The 11,749-nt window shown below is 66.3% G+C and carries 9 protein-coding genes; 3 read left to right on the top strand and 6 right to left on the bottom strand.

Annotation, left to right across the window (positions count from 1 at the left end):
* Positions 1-96: 96 nt before the first annotated feature.
* Entirely contained in the window at positions 97-1,095 is a 999-nt protein-coding gene (locus KF907_RS08900; RefSeq protein ID WP_291219851.1) for a YhdH/YhfP family quinone oxidoreductase, read from the top strand.
* Between the two features lie 80 nt (positions 1,096-1,175).
* Positions 1,176-1,541 carry a response regulator gene (locus KF907_RS08895; protein WP_291219850.1) on the top strand — a complete coding sequence of 122 codons (366 nt, stop codon included), beginning with the start codon at positions 1,176-1,178 and terminating at the stop codon, positions 1,539-1,541.
* Between the two features lie 126 nt (positions 1,542-1,667).
* Here KF907_RS08895 and KF907_RS08890 read toward each other — a convergent pair whose 3' ends face one another.
* From KF907_RS08890 to mtnA, 6 genes are all read right to left on the bottom strand, one after another.
* Positions 1,668-2,558 carry a DnaJ C-terminal domain-containing protein gene (locus KF907_RS08890; protein WP_291219849.1) on the bottom strand — a complete coding sequence of 297 codons (891 nt, stop codon included), beginning with the start codon at positions 2,556-2,558 and terminating at the stop codon, positions 1,668-1,670.
* A gap of 81 nt (positions 2,559-2,639) precedes the next feature.
* Positions 2,640-3,071: an Hsp20/alpha crystallin family protein gene (locus KF907_RS08885; RefSeq protein WP_291219848.1), complete on the bottom strand. Its 432-nt coding sequence runs from the start codon at positions 3,069-3,071 to the stop codon at positions 2,640-2,642.
* Between the two features lie 198 nt (positions 3,072-3,269).
* Positions 3,270-4,946, bottom strand: a complete 1,677-nt coding sequence (locus KF907_RS08880; RefSeq protein WP_291219847.1) for a hypothetical protein — start codon at positions 4,944-4,946, stop codon at positions 3,270-3,272.
* A 166-nt stretch (positions 4,947-5,112) separates the two neighbouring features.
* On the bottom strand, positions 5,113-7,701 hold the full coding sequence (gene gyrA, locus KF907_RS08875; RefSeq protein ID WP_291219846.1) for a DNA gyrase subunit A: 2,589 nt from the start codon (positions 7,699-7,701) through the stop codon (positions 5,113-5,115).
* Positions 7,702-8,032: 331 nt separating this feature from the next.
* The gene (locus KF907_RS08870; protein ID WP_291219845.1) at positions 8,033-8,422 is read right to left on the bottom strand and encodes a GtrA family protein; all 390 of its coding nucleotides are present in this window, start codon (positions 8,420-8,422) and stop codon (positions 8,033-8,035) included.
* Between the two features lie 10 nt (positions 8,423-8,432).
* Positions 8,433-9,452, bottom strand: coding sequence for an S-methyl-5-thioribose-1-phosphate isomerase (gene mtnA / locus KF907_RS08865; RefSeq protein ID WP_291219844.1), 1,020 nt, complete (start codon positions 9,450-9,452; stop codon positions 8,433-8,435).
* Between the two features lie 119 nt (positions 9,453-9,571).
* Here mtnA and KF907_RS08860 point away from each other — a divergent pair, with 119 nt between their 5' ends.
* Entirely contained in the window at positions 9,572-11,734 is a 2,163-nt protein-coding gene (locus KF907_RS08860; RefSeq protein ID WP_291219843.1) for a CotH kinase family protein, read from the top strand.
* Positions 11,735-11,749 lie beyond the last annotated feature (15 nt).

Below are 11,749 nucleotides of genomic sequence, written 5' to 3'. Positions count from 1 at the left end.
TCCTACGGGGGTTCCTGCAGGGGCTCCTACGGCGCAGCCCCTCCGGGGACATCCGATTCCGCGGATAATCTCCCGCACCCACGCGAGGACGACCGCATGAACCACGATACCGCCTTCCGCGCCTTCCGCATCCACGACGACGGCGGCCGGCATCGCGCCGGCATCGAGCACATGCGGGTCAATGCGCTGACAGCGGGCGAAGTGCTGGTCAAGGTCGCGTATTCGTCGGTCAACTACAAGGATGCGCTGGCCGGTACCGGCAAGGGCAAGATCCTGCGCCGCTATCCCCTGAATGGCGGCATCGACGTGGCCGGCTATGTCGCCGCATCGAGCGACCCGGCCTTCCGCGAAGGTGACGCAGTGCTGTGCACCGGCTCTGGCCTGTCCGAGACACGCGACGGCGGCTATGCCGAATACGCACGCCTCGATGCGAGATGGACGATCCCGCTGCCTGCGGGCCTGAGCTTGCGCGAGGCCATGATCCTGGGCACGGCCGGCTTCACCGCGGCGCTGTCGCTGTACCGCATGCAGCAGAACGGTCAGACGCCGGAACAGGGGCCGATCGTCGTCACCGGCGCCAGCGGCGGGGTCGGCATGCTCGCGATCGATCTGCTGACGCGGGCCGGCTACGAGGTGCATGCGATCACCGGCAAGCTCGAACAATTCGATGCCCTGATCGGACTCGGCGCAAAGCAGTGCATCGCACGCACCGACCTGCACTGGGGCCAGCGCCCGCTCGAAGCGGCGCGCTGGGCCGGTGCGATCGACAACGTCGGCGGCGAGATGTTGGCCGGCCTGACCCGCGTGATCCAGCCGTACGGCAACATCGCCAGCTGCGGCAATGCGTCCGGCATCGCCCTGGCAACCACGGTCATGCCGTTCATCATCCGCGGCGTCAGCCTGCTCGGTATCGCTTCCGCTGGTACCGCGCGCGCCATCAGGGACGATATCTGGCGCCACCTTGCCGACGACTGGAAGCCCGCACATCTGGACACGATCGCCACCCGCGAGGCGACGCTCGACGAACTCCCGGAGGTGTTCGCGACGATGACCGCCGGTGGCTCGCGCGGGCGTACACTCGTTCGTCCGGGATGAGACCCGTGCTATGGCCGCGCGGCCCCGGCTGTGATTAGATTGCCGACGCCAGCCGGCACAGGGGAAAACTGGAAACTGCTATGGCGCGTGTATTGATCGTCGATGATTCACCGACGCAGCTCACCGGGCTCAAGCGCATCACCGAGAAACTTGGCCATGAAGTCATCACGGCCGAAGACGGCGCCGCCGGTGTCGAAACGGCCAAACGCGAGCTGCCCGACCTCATTCTCATGGACGTCGTCATGCCGAACCTGAACGGCTTCCAGGCGACGCGCACCCTAGCGAAGGATCCGAAGACCAGCCACATCCCGGTCATCCTTGTCACCACCAAGGACCAGGAAACCGACCGCGTCTGGGGCATGCGCCAGGGCGCCAAGACCTACGTGACCAAGCCGGTCGACGAGGACGAGCTGATCAAGGCGATCAACGAGCATTTGCCGCACTGACGGGACTCCGGGGCTGCGCCCCGGGCCGTGCCTGGTCATTGGCGATTCGTGAGATCAAGAGCGCCCCCCTCCCCTTTCTCCCAAGCGGAGAAAGGGGCCTCGCTATTGCGAATCACCAATCACCACTCACGACTTCTGCGCAACATCGAACGCCGCTGCGAGCCGCTCGTAGGCCTCGCGCTGCGCGCCGGTGCCGGGCTTCGGCACATGCACCTCGAGCACGACGATCTGGTCGCCCGGACCGCCGGGGCCCGGCCAGCCGCGGCCACGCAGGCGCAGCTTGCTGCCGCTGTCGGAACCGGGCGGGATGCGCAGCTCAACCTCGCCGGCGAGGGTCGGCACCTTGACCGTCGCGCCGAGCGCGGCCTCCCACGGCGATACCGGCAGCGTCGCAACCACCGTACGGCCCTCCAGGCGCAGGCGCGGATCCTCACGGAATGAAATCTCCAGCAGCAGGTCGCCGGCGGGCCCGCCGGAATGTCCGGCATGGCCCTGCCCGGCCAGGCGGATCTGTCGGCCCGGCTCGATACCCGCCGGAATCTTCACCTCGAGCGTGCGCTCGCCCTGCACCGCATCGCGCAGGGTGATGCGCTCCTTGCCGCCACGGAACGCGGTGGCGATGTCGATGACCACACTCGCGTGCAGGTCGCGCCCGCGGCGCGGCCCGGCGCGACCGCCCCGCACACCTCCCGCACGGCCGCCAAACAACGATTCGAAGAAATCGCCGAAGTCGGCACCGCCATCGTCGAAACCACCGCCCTGCCAGTTCGGTGGCGGACGGAACTCGTCGCCGGCACGGTAACCACCGGCGCGCAGCTCGTCATACGAACGCCGACGCTCTGGATCGCGCAACGCCTCGTAAGCCTCGTTGATCGCCTTGAACTTCTCCTCGGCGCCGGCTTCCTTGCTGACGTCAGGGTGGTACTTGCGTGCGAGACGCCGATACGCCGACTTGATGTCGGCATCGGCCGCGTCGGGCTTCACGCCAAGCGTGTCGTAGTAGTCCTTGAACTGCATGCCTCACCTTGCAGGTAAGCGAGCGCGGCCCGCGGGGTGGAATCCACCGCAGGCCGCGCAGACTCGCCGGGAGTGCCCGGATCAGGCGTTGATGGTAATCCGGCGCGGTGTGGTTTCGGGCTTCTTGGGGATCGAGATCTCGAGCACGCCGTGCTTGCCGGTCGCGCTAATCGCCTCGGCATCGGCGCTGTCGGGCAGCGCAAAGCGGCGATGGAAGCTGCCGTACGAACGCTCGATGCGGGTGAACTTGGTGCCCTCGACCTTTTCCGACGTGCGCTCGCCCTTGATCGTCAGGATGCCCTTGTCCATGTGTACCTCGATCGCGGCCGGATCGACACCCGGCACGTCGGCGAGGATGACGAAGCGCTTGTCTTCCTCACGGATGTCGACACGCGGTGCCCACTGGCTGGTGACGACGTTGGACTGATCGCCTTCCTCGGCATTGAGGAAGCGGTCGAAGAACTGGCGCAGGTCGCGATTGGCGGACCAGCCGGTATGACGTGCAAGACTCATGGCTCAACCCTCGAATTGATGTGCGGCGACCATAGCCGCGATGGTTCGAGAAATGGGCTCCGCGGCACGGGTTTCAAGGCCGCTGCTGCGCGATCGATGCAACCAGCGATCCATCCCGTTCGGTTCGCCGAGAAGCATCGGCCATGGGGCCGGGCGGACCGGATTCGATCGGCCGATCCGGTCTGCCATGGGAACCCGTCACGGCCCGCTGCAATGGGCACCGCTGCCGGCGGGTCGGCCAAAGCGAAGCTCCGGCAGCCACTGCTTCGACGCCGGCGCGCGCACGGACTGCAGGGGTGCGGCGGCGACGCCCTGCTCGAAGCCGTCGGCGAACAGTTGATCGGTTGCGGCGTCGGCGGTGTAAGCCAACTCCACCTCCATGCGGTCGATATGGAAACCCGGATCGAGTTCGAGGCGGAACGCGTTCGTCGCCGCTAGCGCCAGTGCCGGGATCGGCAATGCACCGCGCACCCAGGCCTGGGCTTCCGCACTCGGCACGCTGGCCGGACTCGGCAGACGCCCGACCACTGCGCCACCGAGGCGCAGCGTCGCGCGCGCATTCGTGCCTTCGGCGGCACGACCGTCGTGGACGAAACGCGCTTGTGCGATCGCGAAGCCGGGGCGCGGCGGAATGGCCAGCGTCAGGTCGACCTGCACGTCGTTGCGGAAGCAGGGGTAGCCCGCGTGGTTGCACCAGCGGCCGGCATGAGCGACGGAGAACGCGCCCAAGTTCGGTTGCGGCACGCCATTTACCGGCGGACCGAAGCGCTGGATGTCACGCAGGTCGTAGGCACGCCAGCCGGTCTGGGTCGGTACCTGCTGCGCGCCGATGTTCTTCGGAAACACGTCGGTAGCCGCGTACTTGACCGGCCAGGCACGCAGATCGCGCCAGCGCAACTCACGCATGTGGCCGAGGAAACACGGCTCCTGCGGATGATGGTCGGCCTGATAGGCGACACCAAGCAAGTGCAGATGCACCTCGGCCCAAGGGATCGATACGGCCCACTGTTCGACCAGATCGAAGTTGCCGTCCTCATCCGGGTCGGCACGCAGCACGACTCCATCGCTGCGGAACTCCACCTCCCAGTGGATCAGGGTTTCGGCCAGCGACGGATCACTCTGCATCAAGTCGCTGAGCGTTGCCGCCGGATTCACGAACTGCTGCATGGCCCCGCCTACGCTGCGCGTGACCGCGGCGCGCACCTGCCAGCCGGTGATGCATGGCACATCACTGGCGCCGAACATGACCAGGTTGAGCGAATCCTCGGCTGGAGAATGCCCCGGCCCCGGGCTGCGATTGGTGCTGCCCGGCCAGGGTTCGAGCAGGCCGGCTTCGCCCTGCCCCGGCACGCTGGTGTATTCGCCGCCGATCACGCGATCGGCCGGGGTCAGGGCGAGTTCCCACCAGTGACCGCTGGTATTGAACCCGGAAGCGTAGAAACGCACGCGTGCCGGCTGCTGAGGCGAGATCAGCAGTGGATTGCGCAGGCGGGCGTCGAGGATGTCCTGGTAGTCCAGATGCATCACGCCGACACCTTGGCTGCCGTCACCACCAACGATGGTCTGACTGTTGTCGATGCGACCATCGCGCGGATCGGCCGACATGGCCTTGTGCACGTCGACGTGGAAACGGTTGCTGATGGTGCCATCGACCGGCGTCACCGCAATAAAGGAACTGTCGCCATGCACATCCCAGGCGGACTCGTCCCACCACACCGTGGTCCCACCTGTGCCGAGCGTGGCGGCGTGCGTACCGGTCCAGGCGAAACGCTCGCGGAACTCGTAGCCATGCGCGCCCTGCACGACTTCCGCGGCACGCAGCGGCAAGATTGCCGCAACCGACACCGCCACCAGAACGATCATCATGCCGCGCATGCAGGCTCTCCCGGGGAAACGATCGTGCAGCCTGTACGTGAAACAGTGCCGGAGACCCCAACAATACCCGGATTGGCGTACCCACAGAACGCGATCGCAGCCACCAACGAAAACGCCGCCCATCAGGGCGGCGCTTGGGATGCTCTGATCAATCCCTTGTGCTGGCTCAGGGAGTTTCGAGCGGCGGCGGTGATTCGCCGGGACCTTCGCCGTTGTCCTCGGCATCGTCGCCGAGCGGATCGAGACGGACCACCCCGACCAGGCTCTCGTCGGATGGCAGACGGATCAGGGTGACGCCCTGGGTGTTGCGCCCGACGCGGGCGACCTCCGCGGCGCGCGTGCGCACCAGGGTGCCCTGGTTCGAGATCAGCATGAGCTCATGGGCATCGTCGAGTTGCACGGCGCCGACCAGGGCGCCGTTGCGCTCGGAGCACTGGATCGCGATGACGCCCTGTGTGCCTCGACCCTTCTTTGGATATTCGTCGAGCGGCGTGCGCTTGCCATAGCCACGCTCGGTTGCGGTGAGAATGTCGCCTTCGCCTTCGCCGACGATCAGGCTGACCACGCGCTCGCCTTCAGCCAGGCGCATGCCGCGCACGCCGGTGGCGGTGCGACCCATCGCGCGCACGCTGCCTTCGTCGAAGCGCACGGCCTTGCCGTTCGAGGCAAACAGCAGAACGTCTCGCTCACCGTCGGTGATCTGCACGTCGACCAGCGCATCGCCATCGTCGAGGTTGATCGCGATCTTGCCCTTCTGCAGCTGGAAGGCGAATTCGTCGAGCGGCGTCTTCTTGACCGTGCCCTTGGCGGTGGCGAACAGCACGTAGCGGTCGGCCGAGTATTCATGCACCGGCTGGATCGCCTGCACCTTCTCGCCAGGGCCCAACGGCAGCAGGTTGACGATCGGCTTGCCGCGCGCGTTCGGGCCGGCGTCGGGCAGCTGGTAGACCTTGAGCCAGTAGACACGGCCGGTGCTGGTGAAGGTGAGCAGCGTGTCGTGCGTGTTGGCCACCCACAGGCGCTCGACGAAATCCTCGTCCTTGAGCGCCGAAGCCGAGCGGCCCTTGCCGCCGCGCTTCTGTGCACGGTAGATGCTGACCGGCTGGCGTTTGGCGTAGCCGGCATGCGAAAGGGTCACCACGACGTCCTCGGGCTCGATCAGGTCGAGCACGTCGATATCGTCCTGGCTTGCCTGGATCACCGTGCGGCGCGCATCACCGAACTCCTCGCGCAGCGCGACCAGTTCCTCGCGGATCACCGCGAGCAGGCGCTCGGGATCTTCGAGGATCGCCATGAGAGAACGGATCGTGTCGAGCAGTGACCTGTACTCGTCGGTGAGCTTCTCCTGCTCGAGCCCGGTCAGTCGCGCCAGGCGCATCTCGAGAATCTGCTGGGCCTGCACCTCGGACAACTGGTAGCCGGCATCGGACAGGCCGACCGAAGGGTCAAGCGTCTCCGGGCGCGAGGCATCGGCGCCGGAGGCAGCCAGCAGTGTGCGCACGAGGCCCGGCTCCCAGCGCCGCGCGACCATGCGCTGCCTGGCCTCCTCGCTCGACGGCGAGGTCTTGATCAGCTCGATCATCTCGTCGATGTTGGCCAGTGCGACGGTCAGGCCTTCGAGGATGTGGGCACGTTCGCGCGCCTTGCGCAGCTCGAAGATCGTGCGCCGCGTGACGACTTCGCGACGGTGCCGGATGAAGGCATCGAGAATCTCGCGCAGGCCGAGCGTACGCGGCTGGCCATCGACGAGGGCGACCATGTTGATGCCGAAGGTGACCTGAAGCTGGGTCTGCTGGTAGAGGTTGTTGAGCAGGACGTCGCCCATCGCGTCCTTGCGCACCTCGATGACCACGCGCATGCCGTCCTTGTCGGACTCATCGCGCAGTTCGGAGATGCCCTCGATCTTCTTTTCCTTGACCAGCTCGGCGATCTTCTCGATCAGGCGCGCCTTGTTGACCTGGAACGGCAGCTCGGAGATGACGATCGTCTCGCGGCCATTGGCCTCGGTCTCGATCTCGGCCTTGGCGCGCACGAGGATGCGGCCACGGCCGCTGCGGTAGGCTTCGACGATGCCGGCAGCACCGTTGATGATGCCGGCGGTCGGGAAGTCGGGGCCAGGAACCAGGCGCAGCAGATCATCGAAACCAAGGTCTGGATCGTCGATCAGGGCGATGCAGGCGCCGAGCACCTCGGCGAGGTTGTGCGGTGGCACATTGGTCGCCATGCCGACGGCGATGCCGGCCGAGCCGTTGACGAGCAGGTTCGGAATACGTGCCGGCAGGACGACCGGCTCGAGCTCCTTCTCGTCGTAGTTGGGCTGGAAGTCGACGGTTTCCTTGTCGATGTCGGCGAGCAGTTCGGAGCTGAGGCGGTCGAGGCGGCACTCGGTGTAGCGCATTGCCGCCGGGTTGTCGCCATCGACCGAACCAAAGTTGCCCTGGCCGTCGATGAGCATGTAGCGCATCGAGAAGTCCTGGGCCATGCGCACGAGGGCGTCGTAGATCGACGAATCACCGTGCGGGTGGTACTTGCCCATGACGTCGCCGACCACGCGCGCGCACTTCACGTAAGGACGGTTCCAGACCGTGCTGGATTCCTGCATCGCGTAGAGGATGCGGCGATGGACCGGCTTGAGGCCGTCGCGCACATCGGGCAGCGCACGACCAACGATGACGCTCATCGCGTAATCGAGATAGCTCTGCCGGACCTCGTCCTCGATATTGACGCGAATGACTTCTTTGGCGAACTCAGCCATTGAATGATTCTTCCCGTGGAATCAGCAGGTTGCGGCTCTGGACCGAGCCACCGCAGGGGTGCCGGAACGGCTTGGAACAAGCTCGCGATTCTAGCACAGGCGCCCCCTTCCCGCCCCTTCCTGGCACCCGGTCGCGGCGCTCGAAGCGGGGCACCCGAAGCCGGGCGCCGGCGAAACGCAACCCCACAGGAAACGCCTTCAGGCGCGATGCCCCTTGTTTGAGGCCTTGTACAGCCAGAGCATCACGGCTGAAGCCGTTCCCCACGGGGCTAAGTGCCGCGAAAACGGCGGCTCCACCATTCCCCATTTCCGATTCCCCATTCCCGGCCTTTCACCCCCGCCGCCGGTAGATCCACCACTTCGACGCCACGTAGTTGACCGCGAAACCGGCCAGCGAACCGACCGCCACGGCGAGCGCCGGCAGCGCGCGCATCGTCGGCGAGTGGAAGATGCAGAACGAGTAGGCGGCGTAGTTGACCGCAAAGCCTCCGCTCATTGCGGCCATCCAGCGCGCCCATTCGCCGAACAGCCCGTAGTGGCGCTCCTCGCGGAAGGTGAAGCGACGGTTGAACAGCCAGGTCACGGTCGCCGCGACAAGGAAGGACAGCAGGCGCGCGCCATACGGGTTCCAGCCGAGTCCGGCGACCAGCGCCTGCACGATGCCGGCATCGACGACGAAGCCGAGCACGCCGCCGACGCCGAACAGCATCAGTTGGCGCATGCGCGAAACCTCAGGTGAACAGCGTGCGCATGCGCGCCGCGTCCGGGTGCTCGATGATGCCGCGCTCGGTCACGATCGCGTCGATCAGGCCGGCTGGAGTCACGTCGAACACGGGGTTCCAGGCAACGGCGCCATCGACCACGGTGCGCTGGCCGGAATACGTGAGCAGTTCGCCGGGATCGCGCAGTTCTATCTCGATCGCCTCGCCCGAGGGCGTGGCCATGTCGACGGTCGAGGACGGCGCGACGACCATGAACTTCACACCGTGGTGGCGTGCGGCGATGGCGAGCTGGTACGTACCGATCTTGTTGGCCGTGTCGCCGTTGGCGGCGATGCGGTCGGCACCGACGACGACCCATTGCACGGCGCCGGTCTTCATCAGGTGCGCGGCAGCGGAGTCGGCGACGAGCGTGGCGGGGATGCCGTCGCGCACGAGCTCCCACATGGTCAGGCGCGCCCCCTGCAGCCACGGGCGCGTCTCGCCGGCATACACGCGCTCGATTCGTCCGGCGGCGACACCGGCGCGGATCACGCCGAGCGCAGTGCCGTAGCCGGCGGTAGCCAGCGAACCGGTGTTGCAATGGGTCATCACACCAACCCGTTCGCCGAGCAGGGTGGCACCGAGTGCGCCCATGCGTCGGTTGGCGGCGAGATCCTCGTCCTGGATCGCCTGAGCCTCGCGTACGAGGGCCTGCACATCGGGCGAATCGGCGATCGCACCCTGCATGCGATCGAGCGCCCACATCAGGTTCACCGCGGTCGGCCGCGCCGCGCGCAGGCGCGGCAGCGCGTCGGCGAGCGCATCGCGGCCGCGCTGCCCGGCGAGCACCACGCCCCAGGCCGCAGCGATGCCGATCGCCGGTGCGCCGCGCACGACGAGGTCGCGGATCGCAGTCGCGACGTCGTCGGGTGTCGTGCAGTCGATGTAGTCCTCGACGAAGGGCAGCCTGCGCTGGTCGAGCAGGCGCAGGCGGTCGCCGCGCCAGAGTACGGCGCGGATGGAGTCGTAGCGGGAAAGATCTTCGGTCATCCGCGCGAGGATAGCGGGCGGGCTTGGCATGGACCAGCGAAAACGACGGGCAATCCACGGTTTCTGCAAGATCGGGCATTAGGCTTGGGCACTCGTGCCATGCCGACCCGAGGAAGCCCATGTACGCCATCCGTCTCGCCGCCGCGCTGATTGCCTGCGTCGGCCTCGCCCTGCCTGCCGGCGCACGCGCCCAGGACCTCTACGACACGACCACGCTGCGCACCTTCGCGCTGACTTTCCATGATGCGAACTGGCTGACCCTGCTGCGCCAGAACTACGCCTCGGAAACTCCGATCCTGGCCACGCTTGTCGTCGACGGCGTGAGCTACCCCAACGTCGGCGTGCGCATTCGTGGCAACACTTCGTACACGGGCCTGCCGGCCGGCTCGGACAAATTCTCCCTGAAGATCTACACCGACCACGTCGACCCCGATCAAAAGCTGATGGGCTACGACAACATCAACCTCAACAACGGCTTCCACGATCCGACCTTCATGCGCGAGGTCGTCTACAACAACCACGTCGCGCAGTTCATCCCGAATCCGCGCGCGAACCATGTGCTGGTCACTCTCAACGGCGCGAACTGGGGCGTCTACATCAACGTTCAGCAGCCGAACAAGTCGATGCTGCGCCGCTACTTCGAGAATGAAGACGGCGTCCGCATCGGTTGTTCGAACAATCCGAACGGGCCAGGCCTGGCCTACAACGGCCCAAACGCCTCGGGTTATACGGCCTACGAGGTCAACAACGACGGCGGCCTCGCCAATCCGATCGTGGAGGCGCTGATCCCGGTCACCAACGCACTCTCCAACGGCACGCTGGCAACGTGGCCGACCAGCATCGACAGCCTGTTCGCGATCGATCCGTCGATCTGGTCGATCGTGTTCGAGAACCTGCTGACCGACGACGACAGCTACGTCAACAAGGGTTGCGATTTCATGACCTATCGTGACCCGCTGGACAACCGCCTGCACCTGATCCAGCGCGACGCCAACGAAACCTTCCTCGCCAGCACCTGGGCGATCAACCGCAACTTCGGCGCAAGCAACAAGCCGGTGCTGAGCCGCGTGCTGTCGGTACCGGAACTGCGCCAACGCTACCTTTCGCACTACCGTGTCGCCAAACGCGACCTCGACTGGAGTCATTTCGAACCAATCATCACCGCGCACCGCAACCTGATCGACGCCGCCGTGCAGGCCGATCCGAAGAGGCTCTACAGCTACGCCCTGTTCAACACCAATTTCACCAGCACGGTGACCCTGCCTTACACGGGCCCGGCCGGTGGCACCGTGGTCGGCCTGCAGCAGTTCGTCAATGACCGCCGCACGTTCCTCAACAACGCCGGCAATGCCGAACTGAACGCGGCCGGCCCGATCATCAGCGCCGCACAGGCTTCCGACGAAACCCCCAACCCGGGCACGGCGGTAACGATCACCGCGAACGTCGTCTCGTCGGGCAGCGGCATCTCGAAGGTCGAACTGTTCTATCGTCCGGTCCGCAGCGCGCCATACCAGCGCCTCACGATGCTCGACAACGGCGCATCGGGCGATGGTGCCGCGGGTGACGGCGTGTATGGCGTGATCCTGCCGACCACCGGCTCGCCGGGCCAGCGCATCGACTGGTATGTCGCCGCCACTGCGTCGAACGCGTACTCGTCAGTCGAGTTCCTGCCGGAACTGACCGAGCGCGCACCCAACTCGATCGTCTACGCGTTTGGCAACAGCGGCGTGCGCATCACCGAATGGATGTACGCCGGTACCAGCGGCGAGTTCGTCGAATTCACCAACCTCTCCGACTCGGCGATCGACCTGACAGGCTGGAGCTTCGACGACAACGGCGCCACCCCAGGCGCGTTCGGCCTCGGCGCGTTCGGAACGGTGCAGCCCGGCGAATCGGTGATCCTCACCGAAGCCACGGAAGCCACGTTCCGCAGTGCGTGGAACCTGTCGGCCAGCGTCAAGATCATCGGCGACCTCGGCGTGACCAGCGGGAGCAACCTCGGCCGCAACGACCAGATTCACCTCTACGACGCCACCGGCGCACTGCAGGACAAGCTCGACTACGGCGACGAAACCTACCCCGGCAGCATCCGCACGCAGAACAGGAGCGGCCAGCCGCCCTGCACGGCGGTCGGCGCGAACGAAGTGACGCAGTGGCAACTCTCCGCCGCCGGCGACAGCTACGGCTCGTGGGTGGCGACCAGCGGCGAGCTTGGCACGCCTGGCCTCTACTCGGCCTGTACCGCGAGCGACCTCATCTTCGAGGACGGCTTCGACCCGTGACGAAAAGCATCGCGC

It is taken from the genome of Dokdonella sp. (genome assembly GCF_019634775.1).
In the GTDB taxonomy this organism is placed as follows: Bacteria; Pseudomonadota; Gammaproteobacteria; order Xanthomonadales; family Rhodanobacteraceae; genus Dokdonella.
This window is presented reverse-complemented; position numbering and strand designations above follow the sequence as displayed.

Excerpts from the sequence above, each read along its gene's own strand:
- KF907_RS08900 (WP_291219851.1), top strand. The coding sequence starts at position 97 with ATGAACCACGATACCGCCTTCCGCGCCTTCCGCATCCACGACGACGGC.
- KF907_RS08895 (WP_291219850.1), top strand. The coding sequence starts at position 1,176 with ATGGCGCGTGTATTGATCGTCGATGATTCACCGACGCAGCTCACCGGG.
- KF907_RS08890 (WP_291219849.1), bottom strand. The coding sequence starts at position 2,558 with ATGCAGTTCAAGGACTACTACGACACGCTTGGCGTGAAGCCCGACGCG.
- KF907_RS08885 (WP_291219848.1), bottom strand. The coding sequence starts at position 3,071 with ATGAGTCTTGCACGTCATACCGGCTGGTCCGCCAATCGCGACCTGCGC.
- KF907_RS08880 (WP_291219847.1), bottom strand. The coding sequence starts at position 4,946 with ATGCGCGGCATGATGATCGTTCTGGTGGCGGTGTCGGTTGCGGCAATC.
- gyrA (WP_291219846.1), bottom strand. The coding sequence starts at position 7,701 with ATGGCTGAGTTCGCCAAAGAAGTCATTCGCGTCAATATCGAGGACGAG.
- KF907_RS08870 (WP_291219845.1), bottom strand. The coding sequence starts at position 8,422 with ATGCGCCAACTGATGCTGTTCGGCGTCGGCGGCGTGCTCGGCTTCGTC.
- mtnA (WP_291219844.1), bottom strand. The coding sequence starts at position 9,452 with ATGACCGAAGATCTTTCCCGCTACGACTCCATCCGCGCCGTACTCTGG.
- KF907_RS08860 (WP_291219843.1), top strand. The coding sequence starts at position 9,572 with ATGTACGCCATCCGTCTCGCCGCCGCGCTGATTGCCTGCGTCGGCCTC.